We start from the raw sequence: 25,838 nt of genomic DNA, 5'->3' as shown, positions 1-25,838 counted from the left end.
AAGAGAGGGAACCTTAGGATGAGCGAAATCATTCAGGTATTCGGGCGCGAAATCATAGACTCCCGCGGGATGCCGACCGTGGAGGCCGAGGTGGTGCTGCAGAGCGGCGCGGGCGGGCGCGCGGCCGTGCCGTCCGGCGCCTCGACGGGCGAGCGCGAGGCCTTGGAGCTGCGGGACGGCGACGCCAAGCGGTTTCGCGGCAAAGGCGTGCTCAAGGCAGTTCGGCAGATCAACGAGACGATCGGCCCGGTGCTGGTGGGCTACGAAGCCTCGGAGCAGGCCGTGATCGACCGCGCGATGATCGACATGGACGGCACGCCGACCAAACACAAGCTGGGCGCCAACGCGATCCTGGCCGTCTCGCTCGCGGTCCTGCACGCGGCCGCGGCGGAACAGGGGGTGCCGCTGTACCGATACGTGGGAGGGGTCCGGGCCCGTCGGCTGCCCGTACCCCTGATGAACATCTTGAACGGCGGCGCGCACGCGGACAATGGGATCGACCTGCAGGAATTCATGATCGTCCCCCGCGGCGCCGGATCGTTCGGTGAAGCGCTCCGCTGGGGCGCCGAGGTGTTTCACGCGCTCAAAGACGTGCTCAAGAAGAGCGGTCACACCACGGCGGTCGGAGACGAAGGCGGGTTCGCGCCGCGACTGGGCTCGAACGAAGAGGCCTTGACCATGGTCGTCCGCGCGATCGGCGAGGCCGGGTACGAGGTGGGTCGCGACGTGGCGCTGGCGTTGGACGTGGCCTCCAGCGAGCTGTATTCCAAGGGGAAATACCTGTTTCGGGCCGGGGGCAAGAAGGTGGAGCGGTCGGCCGAGCACCTGGTGGATTGGTACGAGGGGTTGCTCGACCGGTTCCCGATCGTGTCGATCGAGGACGGCATGGCGGAGAACGACTGGAAGGGGTGGCGCCTGTTGACCGAGCGCCTGGGGGGCCGGGTCCGACTCGTGGGCGACGACCTGTTCGTCACCAATGCCGAGCTGCTGGCTCGAGGAATCGCGGAGGGTTGCGCGAACGCGATCCTGGTCAAGCTCAACCAAATCGGGACCGTCACGGAAACCCTGGAGACCGTTGAGTTGGCGCAAAGGGCCAGCTACGGAGTGATTATCTCTCACCGGTCGGGTGAGACCGAAGACACCACGATCGCTGATCTTGCCGTGGGGGTCAACGCGGGTCAGATCAAGACCGGCTCGTTGTCGCGGACCGACCGGGTGGCCAAGTACAACCAGTTGCTGCGGCTCGAGGAGGATCTGGCCGAAGCGGCCCGTTTCGACGCCTCGGATTTGTACGTGGGCGGACGGGGGATCAGAGGAAAACGGCGGTGAGACGCACGGTCTCAGGGGGCGGCACCGACTGGCGTCCCAAGCCGACCCGGGTGCACCGCGGGGGCTCGTGGGCGCGGGCGAATCGACGCAAGGCCGAGGCCGAGCGTCGCCAACGGGTCGGGCGCTCGATCACCTTGGCGGTGGGTGTGCCGCTGGTCGTGGCCCTCGTCGGCGCGCTGCTGTTCGGTGAACGCGGGTTGTGGCGCGTGGCCGGCATGGCGGATCATCAGCGAAATCTCAAGCGCGACATCGCGAGGATCGAGGCCGAGAACGCCGCGCTGCGCAACGACATCGCGCACCTGAAGTCCGATCCGCTCACGATCGAGTCGATCGCGCGCGAGCGGCTTGGAATGGGTCGCAAGGGGGAGACCGTGTACTACTTCCCGTCCACGGAAGACACGAGAACGCCGTGAGCGCCTCGTCGGTACGAGCGTCCGACTCCGCGCCCACGGCATCGCGCGCGTTTCGAAGCGGCGTGATCGCCCTGGTGGGCAGGCCCAACGTGGGCAAATCCACGTTGATCAACCGCCTGGTCGGGGAGAAAGTCGCGATCGTGTCCCCGGTCCCGCAGACGACCCGCACGCGCGTGGTGGGAATTCTCCACCAGCCTGACGCGGAATTGATCTTCATCGACACGCCGGGCATCCACAGGCCGCGGCACCTGCTCAACGAGGCCATGATCCGCGCGGCGCGCGGAGCGCTGGACGACGCGGACGTGATCGCGGTGCTGATCGACGCGACGGAAGGCTGGCGGCCCGGAGATCGCGCGGTGCTCGAGTTCGTGGGAGCGCGCAAGGTTCCGATCGTGTTGGTGATCAACAAGGTGGATCGCGTCAAGAAGCCCGCGCTGTTGCCGCTGATCGACGAGTGCCGCAGGGTGCGGGACTTTGCGGAGATCGTGCCGATCTCGGCGCTGTCCGATGACACGCTCGACCCGCTTGTGCGCGTGTTCGTCCAGCGTCTGCCGCACGCCGAGGCGCACTACCCGAAGGACGAATATACCGATCAGGCGGTCCGGACCCTGGCGGCGGAATGGATTCGCGAAGCGATCCTCCAGCGAACCCGCGAAGAGGTTCCGCATGCCGTGGCGGTGCGGGTCGAGGAGTTCGCGGAAGACCCGGACGCCAAGTTGGTTCGCATCCGCGCGCAGGTCTTGGTGGAAAAGGCATCGCAAAAGGCCATCGTGATCGGCGCCGGCGGGTCCATGATGAAGCAGGTGGGCGAACAAGCGCGCCTGGAGCTCGAACGGTTGCTCGGGTGCCGCGTGTACCTCGCGCTGTGGGTGACGGTCGAACCGCAGTGGCGACAGGACGCGCGGCAGCTCGGCGAGTTGGGGTACACGTGACCGACGCGACGTTCGACATGATCGTCGAGACGCTCCGGAAGTTCCTGCGCCGGGGGGCCATCACGCACCTGTCCAACATGGTCAACAAGATGCGGCCCGCGGATCTCGCCCAGGTCATCCATCGCCTGGCGACGCCGCAGGAGCGACGCACGGTGTTCGAATTGGTCAGGGACGTCAAAGCCAGGGCCGCCGTGCTCAGCGAAAGCGAACCCGAGACCATCAGCCCATTGTTGTCGGACATGCCGCCGCACGACGTGGTGGTGGTGCTCCGCGAACTGGCTTCCGACGACGTGGCGGATATTCTCGGCAATCTGCCCGAAGAGAAGGCGCAGGAAATCCTGCACCTCATGAAGGCCGACGAGTCCAGCGACGTCAAAGGCCTCTTGCAGTATCCGGAAGAGACGGCGGGCGGCATCATGACCACGGACTTCGTGTCGCTGCACGAGGACACGACGGTCAAAGACGCCATTGCGCATCTCCAGGAGACCTCGGCCAAGCAGATGGTCTTTTACCTCTACGTGACGGACGACGCGGGGCGGCTGGTCGGGGTGGTGTCTTTGCGCCAGTTGCTGGTCGTGGCACCGGGCACGCCGCTCAAAAAAATCATGACCGCCGACGTGATCAGCGTGGTCACCGACATGGATCAGGAAGAGGTGGCGAAGATCGTCGCCAAGTACAATATCCTGGCCGTCCCGGTGGTGGACAAGGACAATATCCTGGTCGGGATCATCACGGTGGACGACGTGGTGGACGTGATCCGCGAGGAAGCGACCGAGGACATTCTGAAGCTGGCCGGCGCCACCGAGGCGGACCTGCTTCAAATGTCCAGTATCCGTGCCGCCAGGATGCGTATGCCGTGGCTGCTCACCAGTCTGGTGGGCGGGCTGATCACCGGGGTGTTCCTGTGGTTCTTCCGCCCGGCGATCCGGGAAGTGATCGCGCTCGCCAGCTTCATCCCGGTGATCACCGCGATGGGCGGAAACGTCGGGTTGCAAACTTCCACGCTGATGGTGCGGGGGCTGGCGATGGGGCGCATCGAGGCCGCCGAGATCGGTGCCGTGTTTCTCAAAGAGCTCACGGTCGGTCTGATGATGGGGACGATCTGCGGGGCCATCGTGGGCGCTGTCGCGTACTTCTGGCACGGTCCGGCGACGCTCGGCATGGTGGTCGGCCTGGCGATGTTCGCCGCCATCACGGTGGCCGCCATTATGGGAACCCTGATGCCGATCGTGCTCAAGAAGATCGGCGTCGATCCCGCGATTTCGTCGGGCCCTTTCGTGACCGCGGCCAACGACATCACGGGGCTCGTGATCTACCTGGGTCTGGCCACGCTATTGTTGCACCAACTCATGTCGTAACCTTGCATGCTCGTTGACTGTCAGGCTATCGTGTTGGCGGGACAGAAGCTGGGAGAAGCCGACACGCTCATCACTTTCCTGACCCTGGAACGCGGCGTCCTCAAGGGTGTGGCCAAGGGCGCCCGCCGCATGAAGAGCCGGTTCGGCGGCGCGATCCAACCGTTCACGTATGGCCACGCCATCCTGTTCGAGCGCCGCGCCACCGTGCTTCGGAGCGTGAATTACTTCGACTCGATCCATTCGTTCCAGCGGCTACGGGACGACCTCGACGCGCTGATGAACGCCGCGGCCATGGCCAATGCGGCGAGGAGGCTCTTACCCGAAGAGCAGCCGGCCGGCGACGCCTTCGCGCTCCTGCTCAAGGCACTGCAAGCCCTGGAGGCCGGGGAGGACGGCGACCGCCGGGTGTTCTGGTATCTCCTGTCGCTTCTGCAGACCGCGGGCTATCAGCCCCGCGTGGACCGGTGCCTGGTCGGGCGCCACGGCGGCACTCCGCAGGCTTCCGGCTCGCCGCGGTGGGTGTTCGTGCCTCAACTGGGTGGCACCGTGTGCGAAGGGTGTTACGCGAATCAATCGGTCGGAGCCTCCGGGCCCCCGGCCGGTTTTCCCATGACTGCGGGAGTTCACGCGCTGCTCCGGCAGGCCCTGCGGATGCCGGAGGCCTTGCGGCCGCGCTTGTCCGCCGGGCCGGAGCTCATCCGTGAGGCCAGGGGCCTCCTGGAGGCCTGCGTCGCGGAGCGCGGTCGCCGCATCGTCAAACGACTGGTCCCGGACCGACGGGTTGCGGCGCGCATGAATGCGGAGCGCCTCGGTCACGTCTAGTTTGCCGACCGAGTCGGGCGTACCCGCGAGCAGAGGGGTGCCGGGCCAAAACGCATCGCAAGACCCGCCGGATGACCACGCGTCGGTGGTTCGGGCGCAGCGCGGCGACGCGGACGCCTTTGGGGAACTGGTCACCCGGTATCGGGGGCGGATGTACCAAGTGGCATACGGCATCGTAAACCACCACGAGACCGCGATGGACCTGACCCAGGAGGCGTTCCTGCGCGCGTATCAGAATCTCGGGTCGTTCCGCGGCGATGCCAAATTTTCGACCTGGTTGCGCCGAATCGTGACCAACGTGTGCCTGGACCACCTTCGAAAGGCCGAGCACCGGATCGTGGCGTCGTCTTACGACGATTCGCGCGGTGAGGAAGACGATCCGCCCGAGGGAGTGCGGTTGACCGCCGCGCTGGAGGCGCCTGACCGGGGCGTCGCGAGGAAGGAACTGGGCCGGGCGATCCTGGAGGCCCTGCGGGTTCTGACGCCTGAGCAGCGCGCCGCGATCGTGCTCCGGGAAGTCGAAGGCATGTCGTACGAGGAGATCGCCAAGACCATGGAGTGCGCCGTGGGCACGGTGATGTCGCGGTTGCACTACGCCAGAAAGCGGTTACGCACGTTGTTGACGGAGCACCATGACCGATGAGCCCGTGATGATCGCGTCGGATGACTGCGACGCGGTCGACCCGTTTCTGGGTGCGTTCGTCGACGGCGAACTCTTCGGAACCGACCGATCGACGGTCGAGCGGCATCTCGCCGGCTGCGGGCGCTGTCGAGCCGCCGTTGCCGCGTATCGGGAGTGGGGAACGGCCCTCCGCGAGACGGTCGCGAGCGAGGCGACGCGAGACCTTTCAGCCATTGCGTGGCCGCCGGCGGCCGCGCCGGCCGCACGGCGAGACGCCGGGCGCTTGACACCCCGTGGCAGGCTCTTCTATGATGTCGCACGGTGGGTTCATCCCTGGCCGGTCTTTGCGGGCGCCGCGGCGCTGGTGGCGCTGATCATCGGGGTTGGTTTGGGGGTCGGTGTGTGGCAAGCCCCGGTCCCCGAGCGCCTGGTGGAGATCGACCGGTTGGACGCGGCGGGGTCCGTGATGGTGTTCACCACCGACGGCGGTCGGACCGCCATCATCTGGTTGTCGGAAACCGAAGAACCGTCGGACCCCGGATTGACGCCCATATGAGATGCCGGTTGACGCGGCGGTTGATCGGCATCGCGTTGATGCTGGCGTGTTCCGGCGCGAGCGACGGATTCTCGCAGACGCCGATCAGTCTGACCGTCCAAGTCATTCACGCGTCCAACCAAGGAACCGCGGTCGACCCCGCGCTGGCCAGACTTCGCTCACAACTTTCGTCGCTGACCTTCACCAACTATCGACTCCTCGAGACGCATCCCCTGTCGACCAAGCTCGGCGCTAAGCACGCCCTGCCGCTGCCCGGAGGGCGGACTCTGGACCTGTATCCCTACGGGCTGTCCGACGGAAGGCTGGAACTCCTGGTCACGATTACCGAAGGCTCGAAACGCATTTTGGATACCACGGTGCGAATCTCGAACAACAACGCCATCGTGGTCGGCGGTCCGTCCCACGCCGGCGGCGTGTTGATCGTTGCATTGTCGGGTACGTTCTAGCTCACCAACGAGGATAACACCATGAACCGTCGTCTCACGTCGGCCGCGCTTGCGGCCCTGGTCGGTCTGTTGCCGGTGATCGTGACCCCATCGGTTGGTCGCAGCGCGGAGGAGGACCCCGCAATCGCATTCCGAGCCAAGGCCTCGCTGCTGCCCAGCGAGGCGTCGATGGTCAAGGGCAAATCACCCGAAGAAATCGTCGAGATCATCCTGCCCGGGCGAGTGTACGAACCGCCGATCAAAGTGGCACCGGTGAAGACAAGACGCGAAGCCAATTGGAAAACGCCGGAGCAGGCCTCGGCGTCTGATTTTGCGGCCTTTCGGGCGGCTGATCCCGAGTGGCTCCGCGAAAACTTCGTGGAGGAGGATTATCCTCAGATCAAACGGATGGTGGAAGATCCGAACATGCGCAGATTGAACCAGAGGACCTACGCCGGGTACGGCGAGAAAGCGATCGTTGCCCGTGGCCTGTACAAGGAGTACGCGTTGGTGTTCGCTCAATACGATCGCGTGGTGGAACGTGGCGTGGTCGAGGTCTATCAGAAGGTGAAGGGCGGGTGGAAGCGTACCCATGCGCTGGCGCAGGATGAAACCATCGCGCTCGTGCAAAGCATGTTCCGCCGGGGAGAAGTGAAACCGGTCAATCCCTGATCCTGCCCTGGTCTGCCTGATCCTGAAGCGGCCGGCGTTCAACTCTCTTTGCCCTGAATAATGTTCCGGCGTCACCGTCTAACTTGGCGAGTCTGCGAAGAAACGAATCGCCAATGGAGGGACGGCCATGACAAAGAAACTTCTAGCCGGTTTGGTGGTGATCGGGTTCGTGTTGGCAGGCGCCACTGGTTTTGCGTCAGCCCACGACGACGGCGTCCGGCCCGGGCCTCCTGACCTCGGCCAGCTCGATCGGTACGGTGAGTGGGGCTGGGAACCGCCGTACGGCCGCGTATGGGTGCCGTACGTCGAGGCGGACTGGCGGCCGTACTGGCGGGGGCACTGGGCGTGGCAAGGCGGCTGGGTCTGGGTGTCGGCTGATCCGTGGGGAGACGGGCCGTTTCACTACGGCGAATGGACGTGGTCGCGTCGCTTGGGCTGGGTGTGGATCCCCGGAACAGTCTGGGCGCCGGCTCGGGTCACCTGGATCGTCTCCGGTCCGATCGTGGCGTGGACGCCGGCAAGCCTACACGTGAGTATCGGTTCTGACCCGCGGTTTTGGGTGTACGCGGATGCGTGGACCTTCCAGGGCCCGATTGTCCGCCCGCACCGCGTTCCTCCGCCGCACGCCAGGGTTCGACACGGCATTCGTTCGCTGGCCCCGGGTCGCGTATTCGCGCCGGATACGGAGCACCGTGGCCGTCAGTTCCGAACCGGAGACGAGGCTGAACGTCGCAACGTGGTCAGGCCTGATCGCCGCGTGGCGGCCCCTCGGACGGACGCTCGTGTCCGAGCTCCGCACCGCGATTCCCGCGGGCGGACGGCGGAATCCGGGCACGCTCGCGGGTTTGACCTTCGGGAGCGCCGATAGACGGTACGGACGGGACCCGCGGCGCCGGAGCGATATCCTGTTTTTGTGTGCTACACTTAGCGACGATTGGGCTCGTCGGCCACTTGTTGGAGGAAGACGATATGGACTCGTCAGACCGGCGCCGCGTTCCCCGCATCCCGCACCTCGTCGAAATTTGTTATGCCAGCGATAGCCCTCCGATGACCGCGCGGATGACGGATTTGAGCGAGCAAGGCTTGTTCGTCGACGCCCGGAACCCCCTTCCGCCTGGCGCTCGGGTCACGTTCAGCTTTCTGCTTACCAACAACCCTTGGGATAAGCCGATCACCGGTGAAGGCACCGTGGTTTGGCACCAAGAGGCGGTGGGCATGGGGATCCAGTTCGTGGGGATGACGGACGAGGATCGAACCAAAATCAAGCTGTTCGTGACGAGCTCGGGTTAACCCGACCGCCGCGGCGGTCGTCGCTCCTTAGCAGGTCGCTGACCGGCTTGACAGGCTGCTCAAAAAGATCCGGCTGCAAGGCCGCAGGGCGGAGGAAACCGCAGCGTACTGGGTCGTACGTGAGGATTTCCGACGACCGAGAATCCGGACCGCTCCGAAGGAGCGGCTGAAAATCTCCTTCCTTGCGGATCGCGAAGCAACGCCGCAGACGGACTTTTTCAGCAGCCTGTTAGGCGATTCTGCCGAGCAAACGAGCCAACGCAGGGACGCCGAAGAGGCGGAAGCCGCGAAGCGCTTCGGGCGGGTGGCCGGCCACACAGACGATGGGGATCTCGCCGACCACGCCCATGATGAGGGGTTTCCCGGATCGCATCGGCACGCCGTTGACCAACACCCCCGGCGATCCCAACGCCGCAACCAGATCTTTCACGAATTCTCGCCCGCCCACCGCGGTTCCCCCCGCAATGACGATCATTGCGCAATGGGGGAGGGCGGCTGTCACCGCACGCACGAACGCCTCGAAGTCGTCCCGCACGATCCCGTAGGGCTTGGGGATTCCGCCTTCCCGCTGGACGAAGGCCGCGAGGGCGGGGGTGTTGCAGTCCCATATCGCGCCCGGTGTAAGCCTGGCGGTATGAGGGATCACCTCGTTCCCGGACCCGAAGATGCCCACGATGGGCTTCGCCGCTACCGGGATGGTGTCCAGTCCTTGGCCTGCCACCAATGAGATCTGGTCGGGACCAAGCAGCGCGCCCTTCGGCACCACCGCGGTCCCTCGCGACAGGTCGCAACCCTGCGCCTCGATGTTGGCCCCCTCCTGAATGGGGGCGGTGCAGGCCACGCGCGCTCCGGTTCGCGTCGCATCCCACTGGCGGATCACGCCCCACCGGCCGGGAGGGATCGCGCTCCCGGTGAAGACCTCCCAAACCGCATTGGGCGGCAGGGCGGTGGGCGCGGGGTCTCCGGGGTGGATCACGCCCGCGATCGTAAAGGTAACCGGCGCGGTCGACGACGCTGCGCGGGTCTCTTCCGGGTTCACCAGGTAACCTTCCACGATCGACCGGGAGTAGGGCGGCGAGTCGGTCCCTGCGGTGACCTCGGCCGCCGTGATGCGATCCAAGGCGTGGTCGAGGTCCACGCGCTCGATCGCGCGCGGACCTTCAGGGAAGGCGGGAAGAAACTTACTCAGCGCGGCTGCGATCGGATCGTCGTCGGGGGCGGTGCGGCCGCCCGACTCAGGAGCGGAGGACACGCATCCGCCTCAGGCTGGGGCGCATTCCGCTCCGCTCACGTGACTGCGACGGCGGCGGATCGCGGCGATCATCTCGGGATTGGTCGGAAACTTGAACTCTTCGAGTCCGGCTTTGGCGGCTTCTTCCCGTTCCACCTCGCTCAGGACCTGCAAGTCCTCCTTGGTCACGAGGTCGGGCTGGCGGGACTCCAGTAAGGTTCTGAGCTTCCGGTTGAACGCGTTCAGCGAGGCTTCGGGGCGGCTCGGCCGGGACGCGAGGTAGCGCTGAACCACCTCCGCGCACCACTCTCCGTCGCGTTTCGCGATGCCCACGAGTCCTTCGCTGGCCTTTCGAGCCCAGCCGGTAACGAAGATTCCGTCCATGACCTTGCCGGTTGACGGGTCGAAGACCTGAAACCAGGAGTCATCCGGCTCGTTGCCGGATGGCGTTGGGTTGGTCATGAACATGCCGTTCTTGTAGGGCAGGCCCACGGTTTCGTCCACGCAGTCGCCCACCGCGAACACCACGCTGTCGCAGGGGATCTCGTCGAAGGTGCCCGTCCCACGGGCCGCGGTGTCGTCACCCTTTTTCTCCAGGAAGGTGTTCTCGACCTCCAACGCCCGAACGCGGTTCGCGTTCGTGACCCGCACGCGGCGGGGCGAGGACAAGAACCTGAACCGCATCATAGTTCCGCTGACGGCGGGATCGCATTTTTTGAATTCTCCGACCATGTCGGTCAGGATCTGATCGGGATGCTGGCCCACCGCTTCCAAGCGCGCGCGGATCCGCGAGAACTCGCGGGCCAGGGCGTCTTTGTCGATGTTGGCGCAGACGGAGTGCATTTCTTTGGGGTTGTACTTTCGCTCGGCCGGGCCTCGGCGGACGACGGCGGTGACTTCCCGCACCTTCTTGTAACGGATCAACCAGTGCGCAATGTCGACCATCACGTCCCCGATTCCGATCACGCAGACCCGCTCGCCCACGTCGAAGGGACGTTGGGAGAAACCCGGAAGCTGATTGTAATGGTAGACGAGGTCTTTTGCGTGGAAGACGCCTGCGGCGCCGTCACCGTCGACGCCGATGGTCTTGGTCCCCTGGGCGCCGGTGGCGAACACGATGGCGTCGGGACCGAGCGCGAGCAGTTCGTCCACTGTCAGGTCTTTGTCTCGGCCCACGCTGGCGTTGCCGAAATAGACCACGTTGGGCCGAGAGAGGATCTCTCGGTAGGTTTTCTGAAGACCGGTACGGAGACGGTGTTTGCTGGGGAAAATGCCGTATTCCGCGAGGCCGCCAACCTTGCAGTCTCGGTTCAGGATCACGACTTGGGAGCCGTTTTTGGAAAATTGGGCCGCCGCCGACATCCCGGCCGGTCCGGCCCCGACGACGACAATACAATACCCGTGTTGGGGGTGACTCATGGAAACGCTCCGCTGGCACAATCAGGACAACGACAGAGTGCCCATCGTATCTGAGGGGCCTTCGGGAAGTCAACGGGAAACATCCTGCACCGGGCTAGAAGACCCGGTGAGTCAGAGGGCAGATGGGCCTTTCGGCCTAGCGCGAAGCGATTTCAGGGGCCGGTGTACCGGCTGACGCCGCCGTACGTGCCGAACCACTTGGCCCCGGTTCCGTCGACGGCGACCGCGTACACCGCGTCGTGATAAAGTCCGTCCAACGTGGTGAAGGTGGTGAAACGGCACGTCAGCGACGGCCTCGATCCGGGTGAACGGCTCTCGCGCTTGGCCGCTGAACAGTCGCGGGGATCCACGCGACTCACGCCCGCGTCGGTGCCGATCCACAGGACGCCGCGGCGGTCGAACGCGAGCGCGTTGACCACGTTGCCCGCGAGGCCGTCGGTGGCGGTAAAGGTCACCCATTGCGCGCCGTCGAAGCGCGAGAGTCCGCCGCCCCACGTCCCGAACCATTTGTTCTGGGCGCCGTCGATCGCCGTCGCCAGCACGTAGTTGGGGTTGTAGTCGGAGATCGCTTTTTCGGATTGTCCGTGGTGCGGGCTCGGCGCATATGGTCCGGGACCGTCCGCAGCGCGCGGAATCTCCGCGCCCAACCCGTCGCGGTGCGTCCAACTGGTCCACTTGCGTCCGTCGTACATCGTGACTCCGCCCTCGGTCCCGAACCAGAACCGCCCGTCCCGGTCGACCGCCATGGAGTACACCCACTTGTCGACCAACCCGTCGCCGGTCGAGTAGGTGGTGAACGTCTTTCCGTTAAAGCGGCTGGCGCCTTTCCAGGTGGCCGCCCACATCGTTCCGTTCGGTAGAAACAAGGTCTGATACACCCACAGGTCCCCCAACCCGTCGCCGGGTTTGTACCGGACGTACGAGGATCGGTAGTCGCCGGTCGCGCCGACGCCGTAGGGCGTGTACGTGGTCCACCGGTCCTTGCCGTCGAAGCGGGTCAGTCCCCCGCCGTACGTGCCGATCCAGGTTGCGTTGTCGGGCGCGATCGTGATCCCGAGGACGACATTGCTCAGCAGTCCGTGCTTGGTGGTGTAGACCGTGTGGCGCTCGGTGGGGATGTGAAACTTCATCACGCCGTTGGTGGTGCCGATCCAGATCGATTCGCCTTGGACCGCGAGCGCGCGCACCAACGCACCAACCCGCCAACTCGTCCACAGGGTATCGGGCTGGGCGAAAGCGGGAAGGGCGGCAGCGGCACACGCGACAGCCCCGAGCGCCGTCGCGAGGTAAGTCAGCCTTCTCCCCACTTCAATTTTTCCCGGAGGATCGCGTAGAAGTTCTTTTCCGGCGCGCGGATCAGCGTGATCTTGTGTTCCGCGGCCTTGATTTCGATGACGTCGTCGGGCCGCAGCGTGAAGGCCACTTGGCCGTCGAACGTCACCATCGCGCCGTCTTCCCGGCTCTTGACGGTGACGTTGACGGTGGCGCTGCTCGGGATCACGATCGGCCGGTTGGTCAAGGTGTGGGGGCAGATCGGCGTGAACACGATGGCGTCCACGCTCGGGTTGATGATCGGCCCGCCGGCCGACAGTGAATACGCCGTGGAGCCGGTCGGGGTCGAGAGGATCAACCCGTCCCCCCGCAACCCGGTCACAAACTGGCCGTTGATCGCGACCTCCAGCCGGATCATTCGCGCCATCACACCCTTGCTGATCACCGTGTCGTTGAGACAATACGACGACACCACGCGCTCGCCCTGGCGGAACACTTGGGCCCGGATCATGAGCCGGTTATCGGGCGTGAATTCGGCCTTGAAGATCTTTTCGAGTGTGACGAACAACTCGTCGAGCGTGACCTCGGTCAGAAACCCAAGCCCTCCCAGGTTCACGCCCAAGATCGGCACGTCGCGGTTTTCAATGAGTCGTGCCACGCTCAACAGCGTGCCATCGCCCCCGAGCACGATCATGAGGTCCACCATCGGCGGGATTTTGGGTTTGGGCAGGCCCGTCTTCGCGCCGACCAAGCTCGCGGTATCGGTGTCCAGGTACACTTCTTTGTTGTGTTGAGTCAGCCAGGAAATGATCTGCTCGACGATGGGTTTTGCGTCGTTGTGGTGGTGTTTGGCGATGATGCCGACGGTTTTCACGAGGGTTGACGTTCCAACGTGGGACCTCATTGCTGCGCCATGTGCACAGAGGCCTTCGGCGCTATTGCCAGCGCAAATGACGCGGAGCACATTGCTGCGCCATGTGCGCGGAGGCCTTCGGCGCTATTGCCAGCGCAAATGACGCGGAGCACATTGTAATTCCGTGGAGTAGGCCTGTCAATTCAGGGCGGTCCGTGCGGCGCCTACGTGGTCAGGCGTTTGTACAGACGAGGCAGACGCTCGGGCAGCGCCTCTATATTGTCGATGACCGTGTACCGGACGTCGCCGTACAGACGCTCGATATAGCGGTCCGCCGCGGTGTCCACGGTCACACAAAAGGCATGGATCCCGGCGTTCCGGGCTTCCCGCAGGGCAGCGCGCGTGTCGTCGATCGCGTAGTCTCCTGCGTAATCATCGTCCAGGGGCCGGCCGTCCGACAGCAAGATCAGGAGCTTGACCGCGGCTTCCCGGGCCTGCAGACGCCGGCTTACGTGCCGGATCGCTGCGCCGTCCCGGTTCTGGCCGGCGGGTGCCAGGCCGCTGATCCGCGCGAGCACCGGGGGGCCGAAACGTTCGTCGAACGCCTTCACCACCCGGCAATTTACGTTGTTCCGCGACTGCCCCGAAAATGCGTACAGGGCGAACTGATCGCCCAGCGCGTCCAGCGAAGAGCCGAGCAAGGCGAGGCTCTCCCGCGCGATGTCGATCACGCGACGGACCCGTCGGGAAGGCCCGCCGATCTGGCGTCCGGTGGACCCGCTCGTGTCGATGAGCAGGGCAACGGCCACGTCGCGGACGCGCTTGTCCCGCCGAACATAGAGGCGATCGGACGGCGTCAGTCGGGCTCTGCGGTCGACCGCCGCCGCGGTGGCGGCGTCGAGGTCGATCTCGTCGCCTTCGGGTTGGCGTTTGGCTTTGCGAAAGGCTTCCGGGCGAATTACCGCGAAATAGCGTCGCAACGAGGCTCCGATGCCGCGGGTTTCCGCCAGCAGGGCCTCGACTTCATCGGGCGAACCGGGCGCAACCGGTTGTTCCTGGACGCGGCACCAGCGCGGGCGGTACTCCAACGCGGTGTGGTCCCACTCGTCGTACCAGAAGGATCCGTCCGCGGCGGGTGCCCCCTGCGCGGCTGCGCCGCCACCCTCGGGTTCAGGGCGGGGGGCTCCGGCCTCCCGGGGTTCAACGGCTTCCCGGCGTGTGGTGGTTTCCGGCGGGGTTGGGCCTTGCGGCCCGCCGTGTTGCCCCATGGTCACCTGCGGGGCCTGGAGCGCGTCGCGAAACGCGAACGACCCGATCAGGCCGTGGCCCATGGCGAGTTGGTCGAACTCGGATCTGGGTTCAGGGATGGGCTCCGCCTTCGAGGCGGGCGCCGGCCCCTCTTCAAAGCCTTCCGCCACGATCGGGTAGAGATCCACCACGGCGTGCAGAACGTCGAGCACTGTGGCGTCCGATCGTCGAAGCCGCTTGATCACTTCGTATCCCTGTGTCACCGACTCCAATACCGGCAGTGGGACATCGGCGGAGTCCGCGACCGAGAGTTGAAGTAATGCTTCAAGGATGGATTCGCGGCGCTGCAACGTCTCTATCTTGGGCCGCCCCCGCAACTGCTCGAAGAGCACGCGGTCCATGTCGGCGCGAAGCCCGGGATAGCGGTGCCGGAGCAGAAAGTCGATGCGCGCCTCCTCCGCGATAGTCCACAGGTTCTGAGCGAGGCCAGGGTCCGGGAAACGTCCCATCCACGAGGTCGCCCCTTCCGGAGCCCTCGTTGCACCGGAAGCCCCGAACCAACCAGCGACCTCTTCGGGCAGCGGCTCATAGGTCCCGAACTCCAAGTGGCCAGCCTCGTGGTAGGTGAGCACGCGGTAGAAGCGGAGGTTGTCCTCCGGCGTGGGATAGACCGTGATCTTCTCGGGGAGCGTGATGACCCCTCCGCGCTCCGTCAGCGCGCTCGACGCGCCGGGGCCGGGCCTGATCTCGACGGCGCGGCCGCACAATGCCTCGGCCACGTACGTCAGCGTGGCTTTGATGTCGCGAAGAAAGATCCCCCTGGACAGCCGCTGCGCCACCTCGACCGCCTGTTTGGAACGCAGCGAAAAGTACGCTTCCGCGCGCTCGCGGTGCGTGTCGGCGATCCCAAGGCCTTCCGCGACCCATTCCTGGAATCGGCCGACCGATCCCTCGACCAGTCGGACCACGTCGGGCGCGTGACGGAGGAACGTTTCAATCAGCGCGGGCGCGCGTTCCGCCACGCTCATTCCCGAGGCCAAAAACGCGTGCCGGGTCTCGGCGGACGGCAGGGCGTCGAGCAGCGTGGACAGATACTGCAGGACATCGAGCGCCACCTGGCCAGGGCGACGCGACGTCCCTGATGGGAAGTCGGCCGCCGCGACACGGCCGGCCAGGGCGAGGGCAGGCGGGCGAAGGCCGGGGTCGGTGATCGCGCGGAGCCAGTCGGCGCTCGATCGAAAATAGTTCAAGGCCAGGAAGTCCTTGACCGACCGATCCGCTCTCGACAAGAGCACTCCGACGTCGCCCCACAGGGAGAACACATCCGTGGGGATCACGCCCGCGAGGGCGGGGCTCTCTTTCACGTACTCGATCGCCGTATCATAGTCCTGTTCCGCGATCGTCGCGCCGATTCGACCCCACTGGGCGAGCTCGACGTCGTCGAGTCGTTCGACCAGCGGGACGGAGTGCCGCAAGAACTCCAGCGCCGTGTTGGGTTCACGCCGCGCGAGGGATCGAGCGACCTGCAGGACCCCCGGCCGCCGCTCGGCGGGCAGACGCTCCAGCAGCGACGGGCTTTCACGGAAGAATTTCACGGCGGCGACGGCCGATCCGATGGCGATCGCGCAACCGAGATCGACCCACGCGGTCAGATCGTCGGTGGTGAGGAGCCGTTCGACGGAGGCCACCGCGTCGTCGAACGCCGACGCGGCTTTGGAGGAGACCGTGTCGATGCGCATCCGCAGGGCGAGTCGGTCAGGTGAGGACGGCCTCTCGCTGTCCGGGTCCGCGGACGATTCCGAAGACACGCTCATGTGCGCTTGATCCTGTACAACGCGAGGAAATATCCTCCGCCGGAAAGCGGCTGGACAGCGACAAGCTCGAGGGACATTGGCGGCGTTCCAGGCTCCAAGAGCCTCGCTTGCTCCGACCGAGAGTCGGCATAGACGCTTCGGTCAACGACGAGGTAATCGACGTGCCGTTCGCGGGCCAGGCTGAGCACACCGTCGATGGTGGCGGGCGTGTAATACCAAGTCGCACGCGCGAAATACGGCACATAGGGTTTGCGGGACATCACCGAGAGCGGGCCGCGAAGTTGGTCGTGCATCCACAGCCCAAGAAGCCGCTGGGGAGAGGGGGGCGTCGGTCGCCACACCGCGAAGAAATATAGTCCGGGAACTGAAGATATCTGGACCCAGAAGGAAAAAACCAAGGCGCACACGGCACCGCCGATCACCAAGCCTCGTGCCCGACCGACTCGTTCGGCGATGTAGGCGATCCCTCCGCAAGCCAAGATGAGGATGAATGGCACCACTGGAGCCGAATACCGAGCCATCTCTCCGCGATACGACACGGTTCCCACCAGCAGGAGCGCGATCAAGTAAGTGCCGACGACCGTGGCCAGATAGAAGCGCCCGTATGCAGGGAGGGTTGCGTTTCGTGGCGGCGCCAGGACGGACACGACGGCGAACGCAAGGCTGATCGAGGAGAGCGTCCATACCATGGAGGCGTAGCCGCCGAGATCAAGGAAGAAATTGCTCGCGGTCGCAAAAAGCCCCCGGTGTGCCGCTCGCCCCGCTTCGCCCGACACCGGAATTCCGCCGCGAACAAGTTGTTCGACGATGCTCCCGTAAGAACCTGTTACGGACCAGACTCCAAGGTTCAAGCGGAGATACGCCCAGTAGGGGATGGAGACGGCCAGAAACCCGGCGATGAACAACGAAACCGTCAGCATCCGCCGGGAGTCCGGCTGCGCATCGAGGCGGGCAGCTCCGGTCGGCCGTATCATCCACAACCCGATGGCGGGAATCAAAATGAGACCGATAACCCGGGTGAGGTATGCAAGCCCGCAGAGGAGTCCGGCCACCAAGGCCCAAGACGGCCGCTGTGTCTGGGTCGCGCGCCACCCGGCTGCGACGGCGGCCACGGCGATGGAGATAAATAGCGCCTCGGTGAGCATGTGCCCCGACCAGTGGACAAGTATTGGACTGGTGGCGACAAGGCACCCGGCGAGCCAAGCAGCGCCTGCCCCAAAGATCGTTCGAGCCAGCCACCATGCCGGCACCACGATCGCTGCCCCGGAGACGGCCGAGACCAGGACTGCTGCCCATTCGTAGGCGGCTCCGGTGAATCGCCCCACTACGCCGGAAACGACGGCCGTCAGTCCTGGGTAGAGTGGAGGCAGGAATGTCTCTCCCCCTTCACGGAACGTTGTCGACAATTTGCCCTCTTCGACCACTGCACGGCTTATTGAGAGATAGGTGGATGAATCCGGGAAAATGGGTTCCGGCTGGACGAACGCCAGCCGAAGCGCGAGCGCGCCGACGGTCAAGGCGAGTACTCCTGAGTAGGTGCCGATCCATTCCCTTGCGGGGTACATGGCGGGACGCTCCAGGCGTTAAACAAAAACCCGTCTCCGTGTGATGAGATAGACCGTAATCAGGGTCAGCGACACGATGAAGATCATCCGAATCCGGCCGAACCCGAACGTGGCCAGGTTCACCAGCGCGCTGGACAATCCGAACGCGGCGTACGCCATATACAGCCAGTATCCCCAGCGTTGCCGCCGGAGAAACCCGTACCCGAGCAGGCCGTGCAGAATGGGTGACTGGATTTTGGCGATCCATCCCCAGATGCCGGTGAAGGTCGCGCCGAACAGGGGCAACGCGTACTGCGGGTTCTGAACGATCAACCAGGTATCCATCGCCACGTTCAACACGAAGATGACGCCGATCGCATAGATGTCGTAGGGCGGTCTCGCGTCGGTCGCCGAAGGGGCCGCTAGTCGCGAAGCGGCTGACACGTGGTCGAGCGGGGCATCCATTACCAGGCCGCGAAGGGTGACGCTATTGTAGGGATTTCGCGTCGTGAAGACAACGCACCGGACGTGCGCGTGCTACGGCAGGACGGGCAACGCGGTTGTCGGGGGCGGGGGATACGGCAGCGCGGTGATGACCGGGAGTCCGGGCCACGTGAACGTGTACGTCACAGTGTCTGCGGACGCCGGAGCTGGATGGCCGCAATTCAAGCAGGACAAGAGATATCCCTCGACCTCCTGCTCATACAGGAACGTGAATCCCGTTTCGTGCCCCACACCGGATTCGCGGCACGCCTCGTCGCACGGCTGCCCGTCAAAGAACTCGAACCCCTGGCCAAAGTCTAAAGTGAACGATCCGTCGGAGCTCAGAGTCAGGTCCGGGTCCAGCACGCCGTCACCGTTCAAGTCGACCCCTGTTCTGACGATGGCTTTGCCCCAGAACGGGTCCACGGTCGGGTTGGTCATGCCGTCGCAGGTCACGCCTCCGAGTGGAGGTATACACTCGTCAACGGGAACCGCAGGGTCTTGGGTAAAGCCGCGACGTCTGGCCTCGGCGGTGTGCTGGATGAGGAAGGTGTAGGGATAGGTGTCGGTACCCGAGTCGCTCTGCGCCATGCGCCACTCGTTCTGGTAAATGGCTTCTCCGAGATCATCGGTGTCGGGCGCGGCCTTGAACCCGTACGTCACCAGCCAGCTTTGCGCAAAGTCCTGCTCCGGTGTGACCGACGCGGTGTACTTGACCACGCGTTGGTCGATCCACGAGTCGCGACGCGCGAACGGATCGGTGAGCGGATCGAGTCCCTCGCCATCGGGGCGGAGTTGGCTGTGCAAGGGGTCGAAACTTCCGGGGCTGGGCGCTGTCACCGGAAACGACGCGTAGAACCAGAGGCAGTTATCGAGGGCCCGCTGCGCCGCGACAGGGTCGAGGCCGGAATAGAGAGGGTCGAGGCCGGCAAACCGGTCGGGATCACATTTCCCAAAGATCGCCGCATCGTCGCCCGGACCCGGAACGGTGATAGCGGCGTCAAGGCACGCCGGATTCGCGACGTCCCCGTCGCACTCCGCCGCCGGGTCAAGAGCAGCGTCGCCGAGCGCCAATCGCACGCGCATACGTGAAATGCCGGGAGGCGAGACATTGCCTTGAACCAAGCTCAGGTCCGCGAGTTCCCTCATGACGGAGGTCAGGCCCCACGCGAACTGTTCGGCCCGCGTTCGATCCACCTCGCCGTTCTCAACGACTCCATTGAAGTTTGAGTCGATCCAGGTATCGTCCCACACGCCATCGCCGTTTTCGTCGATGTGGGAGATCACGTCACCGCGAAGCAGATTCCCGCACCATGGACGGTTGCACGATGCGGGGATCCAACTCGCGCCGATGTTCGTGTTGATGGCGGCGGCCATGTCGCCGGGTCCGATGGGGTCCGCGGTTCCGTTGAGCAGGATGCGTTGGGCTCCGCTGGGAAGAACGGCTTCCGCCTCCACGGCATCGCTCCAACGGGCGCCGTCGTAGTAACCTTGCGCCCAATCCAGCGCGGCTTGGGCGGCGCGCAGCGAACAGTCGCCGACTGCACCGGCGCCGGCTGGGCCGGGAACGCCGGTACAGGTCCCCGGCGGAGTGGCGAGCAAGGTACCGGATACCCCTTGGCCGTCCGAGCTATTGACCGTGAAAAGATTCGCCGCGTGGGCAGGCAGGCACCAACTACCGAGTACAAACAGAACGACTACGGGTCCTCGTCGGAACCACATGAGCGCTGCAACCCCTCCTGGGAGAGCGTTCCGGATCGATTGGCTGAGATCGAGTCCGTGCTCTCAGATCTGCAATTGCCATTGAAATTAGAGCAATTTCTGTGCCGCTAAGATTGCAAATATCTGACATGAGTTCGACCCCCCAAAAGGCAAAGCCGGACCAAATCAATGGGGACATCATCCTCATGTGAGGAGAATTGAGAAAACTTGTCGCTGTAAAGACCACCCTCGGGCTGGACTTTCTAAGAAGTCCGCGCTCGCGTTTGGGTGGTTGTGGTGTGTCTACGACGAGACGAGAATGGTGGATGCCAGTTCCAGAATCGCCCGCTGCATGTCCCGGTCGTCGGTGAGTGGTTGGGCGATGGCGACTTGGCACGCGGTGGCGGGCTCGACGCCGTCGCGAATCAGCGTGCCCGCGTACACGAGCAGGCGGGTGCTCACGCCTTCGTCCAGCCCGTGGTGTTTGAGGTTCCGGATTTTCTCGGCAAGCTTCACGAGCGCGGTGGCGGTGGCTTCCCCCACGCCGGCCTCGTGTTGCACGATGTGGCGCTCGGTCTCGGCGGGAGGATAATCAAATTCGAGCGCTAAAAACCGCTGTTTCGTGCTGGGCTTTAATTCCTTCAGGAGACTTTGGTAGCCGGGGTTGTAAGATATCACCAATTGAAAATCGTCGTGAGCGCGAACGACTTCCCCCGTCTTCTCGATCGGGAGGATGCGTCGCGTATCGCACAGAGGGTGGATGACCACGGTGGTGTCCTTGCGGGCTTCGACCACCTCGTCGAGATAACAGATCGCGCCGTGCCGGACCGCCAGTGAGAGCGGCCCGTCGACCCAGAGAGTCTCTTCGCCCTTCAAGAGATAGCGGCCGACCAAGTCCGAGGCCGTGAGGTCCTCGTGACACGCCACGGTGACGAGCGGCCGTTGGAGGCGATACGCCATGTGTTCCACGAACCGGGTCTTGCCGCAGCCGGTGGGGCCCTTGAGCATCACGGGCGTGTGCGTGCGCGCCGCGAGGTCAAACAGCCGCACTTCATCTCGAACCGGCACGTAATACGGCTCTTTGGCGATAAGATACTGTTCGATCGAAGGTCCCGTCATCCCTGGCCTGGCTCCGTGATCAGTGGCGGCATGGCTTCGCCATGTGCAAGGGACCGAGCACACTGGCTTGTGCCTGCGGCGCGATGCACATTGTAACGGGTCGGAAGAGGGGGCGCAACGCCTACTTGGCGGGACGTGACGGGTCTCTTATAATGACCGAGCGTTTCTCGTATTCCGAGGAGAGATGAGGATGGCCGTTGCCCGCCTGCTGGTGTCTTGCCCTGATCGGCCCGGAATCGTGGCCGCGATCGCGCAGGCGATCTTCAAGCTGGGCGGCAACATCACGCAGTCGGATCAGCACACGACCGATCCCGCGGGCGGGTTGTTCTTCATGCGGGTGGAATTCACGCTGCCGGATCCGGCCGACCGCGCCGCGCTGGCCGCCACGGTGGACCGGCTCACGCACGAGTTCGGCATGCAGATCATCGTCAGATTCGCCGAGGAGCAGAAGCGGGTCGCGATTTTCGTCTCACGCCTCGAGCACTGCATGGTGGATCTGCTCTGGCGCTGGAAGACCGGCGAGCTTCCCATGACCATCACCGCGGTGGTGAGCAACCACCCCGACCTTGCCTCGATCGTTGAACCGTTTGGGTTGCCGTTCGCGGTCTTTCCCGTCACCCCCGACACCAAACACGAACAGGAACGGGAGATCCTCGCGTGTCTTGACGGCCAGGCGGACCTCATCATCCTCGCCAGATACATGCAGATTCTCACCCCGACCTTTGTCTCGGCGTACCCGTCACGCATCATCAACATCCACCACAGCTTCCTGCCGGCGTTCGTCGGTGGGCGTCCCTACGAGCAGGCGGCCAAACGCGGGGTCAAGATCATCGGCGCCACTGCGCACTACGTGACCGAAGGACTCGACGAAGGCCCGATTATCGAGCAGGACATCGTCCGCGTCAGTCATCGCGACGGAGTGGCTGATTTGATCCGGAAGGGGAAAGACATCGAGAAAGCCGTGTTGTCGCGGGCTGTTCGATGGCACCTAGAGGATCGCGTGCTGGTGTGGGGCAACCGCACGGTCGTGTTCGCGTGACCGGACGACTCGGTCGGGGAGTCGTCATCGCGGCGGCACTGGCGTGGGCCGCGGTGGCGTCGGCGGCAGACCCGAGCGACGAAGACCGCGCCTATGCCCTGAATCGAGAGGGGATGATCGCGATGTCGGAGGCCCGGTTCGAAGACGCGATCGCGGCGTTTGCACGCGCCGCCCAGGTGGCCGATGACTACGCCATCTCGGGAAAGCCCTTGATGTATACACCCGTCTTCATGACCGGATGGGCGTCGGAAAAGATCGGTCGCACGCGCGAGGCCTGCGCCGCGTACCGCCACTACCTCCGCCTCGCCGTCGAACATCCCGTCGAACCGACCAAAGTCGACCACGCCAGCGCCTACGTCTCAACCAATTGCCGAGACGCCAACCGACAGGAACCTTAAACGCTTGTCCCGGTTACGGACAAGCGAGCCCGCTCAGAAGCGGATCAGATGCCCCCTTCGGGACTTCCGAGATTGCGATTTTTGAAGGTGGGTCGCAAGGCGGAGCGAGCACCGCAGCCGTAGGGGCGTATTGCAATACGCCCCTACCAAGACGTGAGGAGCGGACGCGCAGCGACAATCCGCATTGCTCCGGAGGAGCAACTGGAAATCTCCCTCCCTGCGGATGGCGAAGCAACGCCGCAGATGGCCACTTCTCAGCGGGCTCTACGGGTTACTCTTCGGCGGGAGGCGGAGGCGGCGGCGTCAACTGATACTGAATACCCTGAAACAAATCCGCCGCACTGACTCCCGCGTGTTCTTTCGACGGATCGCCGTCCACCCAGCCCTTGGCCTTCTTGTCGAACCTCTCGAACTTTCGCTCGACTCTGACCTTGGTCAGGTCTACCGGCTTGTCGGGAGGAAGCGGAGCCACGCCGGGAACCGGCGGGTTGGGGGGTGGCGGACCCTTGGGCAGGCCGGTCACGGTTACGGTGTAGGTGTCCCGGTAGTCCTGCTGGCGCGGGGGAAAGGTGGCGGAGGAGATCTTGAAATAGCGATGGGGCAGTGTGGCGATCACACCCTTGGGAGCGTCTTTGGCCGCCTCGGGATCCTTTTCCGCGCTACCGATGGGGATCGGCAGCGGACGGGTCTTCAAGAACGTCTGCGCCGCGGACCAGACCTCGTCGAACTTGGCCGCGAAGACGTGTTCCGCGGCCGCGGGCGCGGCATCCTGCGCGCCTGCCGCGGACGGAAGACCGAGGCTGATCGCGAACACCGCGAACGCCGCCCACTGCCTCAAACCGATTATACGAATCATCGAACTCCTTCCGGCTCGGACACGCGATTGTCGAGGAGCCAGGGCCTGACCCGCTTGGCGGGGCGGTCCGGGCGGAGGACAGCCGGCGGCCGTCCTCAAGACAGCCTAACATAGCCCATCCCCTTCCGGCGTGTCAAGGCACCGGACGGCTCTGCAAGCCGAATGCATTGACCGCGCCGGGCCGCGCAGGTAGGATGGCTCCGGCCTTTGGCCGAGCGGAAGGACGGGAGACCTGCCGGCAACTTGGGGGTGATGCCCACTCGACTGTTCACGGACCTGCTGTTTTGCGCTCATCGCGTGGCTCTGGTGCGCCTCCGTCGGCCCGATGAGCACCCGTGGGCGATCGACGCGGCGTTCGACGGGCTTGAAGAGGCGTTGACCGCGGCGGGGCGCGTAGTGGTGTATCGGGTGTGGCAACGCCGTCGGGCTCCTGCTGCGGCCACGTATCTCGGACGGGGCAAGGCGCTGCAACTTCGGGCCTTGTGCGACCTGGGCGGGGTCGAGGCGGTGGTGCTGGACGGGACACCCACGCGCGCGCAGCGGACCAAGCTCGAAGGCCTGTTGGATCGCCCGGTGGTGGATCGTTCGGTGTGGGCGCCGTCCGGCGTGACGGCTCAGGCCATCTCGCGGACCCGGACGTTGCACCGACGAGCCCGGCGGGTTCGCGGCACGCGTACCGTGGTGCTGGTCGGGTGCGCACGTGCGGGGAAATCCATGTTGTTCGGCGCGCTGACCCGCGCCCCCCGGCCCGCAGCCGCCTCCTGGCCGGCCTGCCCGGATCCAGGCCAGCCGGTCGTGATCACCAGGCGGCTGCGCGGCGCGCCGGGGAGTCGTTCGGTGCTGGTGACTGATACCCCGGGCCTTGTGTGGAATCCGGAGCGAGGATCGTGGAGCGTCCCCGCCGAGGCGCAGACGGAATGGCGCGAGGCGGATCTCGTGCTTCACGTGATCGACGCGTCCCACCCCGAGGCCGCGCGGCGGGCGTCCCAGGTCGCGCGGCTGTTGGCGGCCCATGGCGCGGCGCGAGCCGCGAGGGTCATTCCGGTCTGGACCCAGGCCGATCGGGCTGCGGATCCCTTCCGCGACGACCGGGCGCCGTGGATCGTGTCGGGTCGGACCGGGGCGGGGTGCGAAGAGTTGATCGCGTATCTGAGAAGCGCGGCATCGTCGTGAGCGAGGCGTCGAGCCGCTCTGCGCGGGCGCGTGCGGCCACAGGAACGGTCCCGGCCACGGTCCGACACCGGTATTTGTGATATAGTGTGGTCCGCGCGCCCGGAATGACGAGACGGATGGCTGTTCGGTGGATGGCATGGAGAACCCTCCCGCTCTGGGTGGGAATCGTCGGGGCGCTGGCCGTGCTGGGCTTCATCTTGGCAACGGAATTGCGCATTCAGGGGAAAGCCAGAACCGCTCCGCCGTCCAGAGTGGAGGGAGATCACATCCTCACGGGTTTCCGGTTGTCCACGCTCCGCGACGGCGAGCAGGAGTGGGAAGTTTCGGCCGTTCGGGCCCGGTTGTTTGAACGCGACCATCATGCATTGCTCGACACCGTGCGCGGCACCGTGCGGATGGACGACGGGTCGACCGTGGAATTCGAAGGGGAGACCGCGCTGTTCGATACCGTCAGCCGCGATCTCCGCATCACGGGCGAGCGCGGCGGCGCGGTGGTCCGGCTGCCCAGCGGGTACGTGCTCCGAACCGACCGGCTGGATTGGGTGCAGTCGCGGGGCGAGTTGGTGTCGGACGACGCGGTGTTGTTGAACGGTCCGCGTCTGGCCATCCAGGGCGTCGGGGTGCGTATCCGGCCCGCAACGCAGGAACTGACGATTCTCAACGGTGTACGAGCCGATGTGTCGTAGCGTGTGGACCGCGTTGGGCGGGGTGGCGGTTGCGCTGTCGTGGCTCGCGTGGGCTGCGGCGAGCGAACCCGCGGTCGCGCCGGAGCAGCCGCCCAAACCCATGTCCATCACCTCCCGCAGCATGACGGTCAAGAATCTCGAACAACGGGTGGTATTCGATCAGGACGTGACCATCAGCAACGGCGATATGGATCTCAGCGCCGATCGCGTCGAGGTGATTCTCGTGCGGTCGGCCGATGCCGGGAAGAGCATGCCGCCGTTTGCGGGAGGAGCGGGACCGAATCTCTTGGCCGAGGAGAACATCGAACGGATCGAGGCGGAGGGTCGGGTCAAGGTCGTGCAAGGCAAGAAGACCGCGACCGCGGATCACGCCGTGTACCGGCGGGCCGACGAGACGGTGGTGCTGACCGGAAATCCGGAGACCTGGGAGGAAGGCGTCAGGATCCAGGGGGCCAAGATCACGATCCTGCTCAAAGAGCAGCGCAGCATCGTGGAAGAGAGCCGCGTGGTCATTTATCCCGAGGCGCAGGGCGACGCCGCCACGCCACCGACGCCGCAAGCCGATGGCGGGTAAGCCGAACAA

The 25,838-nt window shown here is 65.0% G+C and carries 26 protein-coding genes; 16 read left to right on the top strand and 10 right to left on the bottom strand.

All coding sequences use genetic code 11. The features are described 5' to 3' along the window. Nucleotides 1-18 precede the first annotated feature (18 nt). From eno to AB1451_01930, 11 genes are all read left to right on the top strand, one after another. A complete protein-coding gene (eno, locus tag AB1451_01980; protein ID MEW6681678.1) occupies nt 19-1,329 on the top strand; it encodes a phosphopyruvate hydratase in 1,311 nt (436 codons plus the stop codon). Further along, nucleotides 1,326-1,742 (top strand): septum formation initiator family protein, encoded by a 417-nt coding sequence (locus AB1451_01975; GenBank protein ID MEW6681677.1) that lies wholly within the window; start codon nt 1,326-1,328, stop codon nt 1,740-1,742. The genes eno and AB1451_01975 overlap by 4 nt, the downstream gene beginning before the upstream one ends. Then, nucleotides 1,739-2,674 carry a GTPase Era gene (era, locus tag AB1451_01970; protein ID MEW6681676.1) on the top strand — a complete coding sequence of 312 codons (936 nt, stop codon included), beginning with the start codon at nt 1,739-1,741 and terminating at the stop codon, nt 2,672-2,674. Before AB1451_01975 ends, era begins: the two co-directional genes overlap by 4 nt. Then, nucleotides 2,671-4,032, top strand: coding sequence for a magnesium transporter (mgtE, locus tag AB1451_01965; protein ID MEW6681675.1), 1,362 nt, complete (start codon nt 2,671-2,673; stop codon nt 4,030-4,032). The genes era and mgtE overlap by 4 nt, the downstream gene beginning before the upstream one ends. Before the next feature lie 6 nt (nt 4,033-4,038). Further along, on the top strand, nt 4,039-4,854 hold the full coding sequence (gene recO / locus AB1451_01960; protein MEW6681674.1) for a DNA repair protein RecO: 816 nt from the start codon (nt 4,039-4,041) through the stop codon (nt 4,852-4,854). Between the two features lie 37 nt (nt 4,855-4,891). Beyond that, on the top strand, nt 4,892-5,497 hold the full coding sequence (locus AB1451_01955) for a sigma-70 family RNA polymerase sigma factor (protein MEW6681673.1): 606 nt from the start codon (nt 4,892-4,894) through the stop codon (nt 5,495-5,497). Next, complete coding sequence (locus tag AB1451_01950; GenBank protein MEW6681672.1) at nt 5,487-6,032, top strand: zf-HC2 domain-containing protein; 546 nt, start codon at nt 5,487-5,489, stop codon at nt 6,030-6,032. Before AB1451_01955 ends, AB1451_01950 begins: the two co-directional genes overlap by 11 nt. Continuing rightward, complete coding sequence (locus AB1451_01945; protein ID MEW6681671.1) at nt 6,029-6,478, top strand: hypothetical protein; 450 nt, start codon at nt 6,029-6,031, stop codon at nt 6,476-6,478. The genes AB1451_01950 and AB1451_01945 overlap by 4 nt, the downstream gene beginning before the upstream one ends. A 21-nt stretch (nt 6,479-6,499) precedes the next feature. Then, nucleotides 6,500-7,129: a hypothetical protein gene (locus AB1451_01940; protein MEW6681670.1), complete on the top strand. Its 630-nt coding sequence runs from the start codon at nt 6,500-6,502 to the stop codon at nt 7,127-7,129. A gap of 127 nt (nt 7,130-7,256) precedes the next feature. Beyond that, complete coding sequence (locus AB1451_01935; GenBank protein ID MEW6681669.1) at nt 7,257-7,997, top strand: DUF6600 domain-containing protein; 741 nt, start codon at nt 7,257-7,259, stop codon at nt 7,995-7,997. A 101-nt stretch (nt 7,998-8,098) separates the two neighbouring features. Beyond that, on the top strand, nt 8,099-8,419 hold the full coding sequence (locus AB1451_01930; GenBank protein ID MEW6681668.1) for a PilZ domain-containing protein: 321 nt from the start codon (nt 8,099-8,101) through the stop codon (nt 8,417-8,419). A gap of 229 nt (nt 8,420-8,648) precedes the next feature. On the opposite strand, the gene AB1451_01925 is transcribed toward AB1451_01930, so the two are convergent. The 9 genes from AB1451_01925 to AB1451_01885 form a co-directional block, all read right to left on the bottom strand. Then, on the bottom strand, nt 8,649-9,671 hold the full coding sequence (locus tag AB1451_01925; GenBank protein ID MEW6681667.1) for a molybdopterin molybdotransferase MoeA: 1,023 nt from the start codon (nt 9,669-9,671) through the stop codon (nt 8,649-8,651). Nucleotides 9,672-9,680: 9 nt separating this feature from the next. After that, nucleotides 9,681-11,069: an FAD-dependent oxidoreductase gene (locus AB1451_01920; protein MEW6681666.1), complete on the bottom strand. Its 1,389-nt coding sequence runs from the start codon at nt 11,067-11,069 to the stop codon at nt 9,681-9,683. 152 nt (nt 11,070-11,221) lie between these two features. Further along, nucleotides 11,222-12,376, bottom strand: a complete 1,155-nt coding sequence (locus AB1451_01915; GenBank protein ID MEW6681665.1) for a two-component regulator propeller domain-containing protein — start codon at nt 12,374-12,376, stop codon at nt 11,222-11,224. Next, complete coding sequence (locus tag AB1451_01910) at nt 12,361-13,245, bottom strand: NAD(+)/NADH kinase (protein MEW6681664.1); 885 nt, start codon at nt 13,243-13,245, stop codon at nt 12,361-12,363. Before AB1451_01910 ends, AB1451_01915 begins: the two co-directional genes overlap by 16 nt. 173 nt (nt 13,246-13,418) lie before the next feature. Beyond that, nucleotides 13,419-16,256, bottom strand: coding sequence for a VWA domain-containing protein (locus AB1451_01905; GenBank protein MEW6681663.1), 2,838 nt, complete (start codon nt 16,254-16,256; stop codon nt 13,419-13,421). After that, nucleotides 16,253-17,821, bottom strand: a complete 1,569-nt coding sequence (locus AB1451_01900; protein MEW6681662.1) for a glycosyltransferase family 39 protein — start codon at nt 17,819-17,821, stop codon at nt 16,253-16,255. Before AB1451_01900 ends, AB1451_01905 begins: the two co-directional genes overlap by 4 nt. An 18-nt stretch (nt 17,822-17,839) precedes the next feature. Next, complete coding sequence (locus tag AB1451_01895; GenBank protein MEW6681661.1) at nt 17,840-18,265, bottom strand: hypothetical protein; 426 nt, start codon at nt 18,263-18,265, stop codon at nt 17,840-17,842. Between the two features lie 72 nt (nt 18,266-18,337). Then, the gene (locus AB1451_01890) at nt 18,338-20,005 is read right to left on the bottom strand and encodes a hypothetical protein (protein MEW6681660.1); all 1,668 of its coding nucleotides are present in this window, start codon (nt 20,003-20,005) and stop codon (nt 18,338-18,340) included. Between the two features lie 282 nt (nt 20,006-20,287). Continuing rightward, the gene (locus AB1451_01885; GenBank protein MEW6681659.1) at nt 20,288-21,103 is read right to left on the bottom strand and encodes an AAA family ATPase; all 816 of its coding nucleotides are present in this window, start codon (nt 21,101-21,103) and stop codon (nt 20,288-20,290) included. A gap of 190 nt (nt 21,104-21,293) precedes the next feature. Between AB1451_01885 and purU the strand changes: the two genes are divergently transcribed. Both purU and AB1451_01875 read left to right on the top strand, forming a co-directional pair. After that, nucleotides 21,294-22,142 carry a formyltetrahydrofolate deformylase gene (gene purU / locus AB1451_01880; protein MEW6681658.1) on the top strand — a complete coding sequence of 283 codons (849 nt, stop codon included), beginning with the start codon at nt 21,294-21,296 and terminating at the stop codon, nt 22,140-22,142. Further along, nucleotides 22,139-22,540: a hypothetical protein gene (locus AB1451_01875; protein MEW6681657.1), complete on the top strand. Its 402-nt coding sequence runs from the start codon at nt 22,139-22,141 to the stop codon at nt 22,538-22,540. The genes purU and AB1451_01875 overlap by 4 nt, the downstream gene beginning before the upstream one ends. Nucleotides 22,541-22,811: 271 nt before the next feature. Here the strand turns inward: AB1451_01875 and AB1451_01870 are convergent, their stop codons facing one another. Beyond that, entirely contained in the window at nt 22,812-23,396 is a 585-nt protein-coding gene (locus AB1451_01870; GenBank protein MEW6681656.1) for a hypothetical protein, read from the bottom strand. A 252-nt stretch (nt 23,397-23,648) separates the two neighbouring features. Between AB1451_01870 and AB1451_01865 the strand changes: the two genes are divergently transcribed. The 3 genes from AB1451_01865 (at nt 23,649) to AB1451_01855 (ending at nt 25,829) form a co-directional block, all read left to right on the top strand. Beyond that, nucleotides 23,649-24,569, top strand: coding sequence for a GTPase (locus AB1451_01865; protein ID MEW6681655.1), 921 nt, complete (start codon nt 23,649-23,651; stop codon nt 24,567-24,569). 131 nt (nt 24,570-24,700) lie between these two features. Then, complete coding sequence (gene lptC / locus AB1451_01860; protein MEW6681654.1) at nt 24,701-25,255, top strand: LPS export ABC transporter periplasmic protein LptC; 555 nt, start codon at nt 24,701-24,703, stop codon at nt 25,253-25,255. Further along, nucleotides 25,245-25,829 carry an LptA/OstA family protein gene (locus AB1451_01855; GenBank protein ID MEW6681653.1) on the top strand — a complete coding sequence of 195 codons (585 nt, stop codon included), beginning with the start codon at nt 25,245-25,247 and terminating at the stop codon, nt 25,827-25,829. The genes lptC and AB1451_01855 overlap by 11 nt, the downstream gene beginning before the upstream one ends. The last annotated feature ends 9 nt before the right edge of the window (nt 25,830-25,838 follow it).

This window comes from Nitrospirota bacterium (assembly GCA_040757335.1).
Taxonomy (GTDB): domain Bacteria; phylum Nitrospirota; class Nitrospiria; order 2-01-FULL-66-17; family 2-01-FULL-66-17; genus JBFLXB01.
The sequence above is the reverse complement of the archived record's forward strand: the minus strand, read 5'-3'. Positions and strand labels throughout refer to the sequence as shown.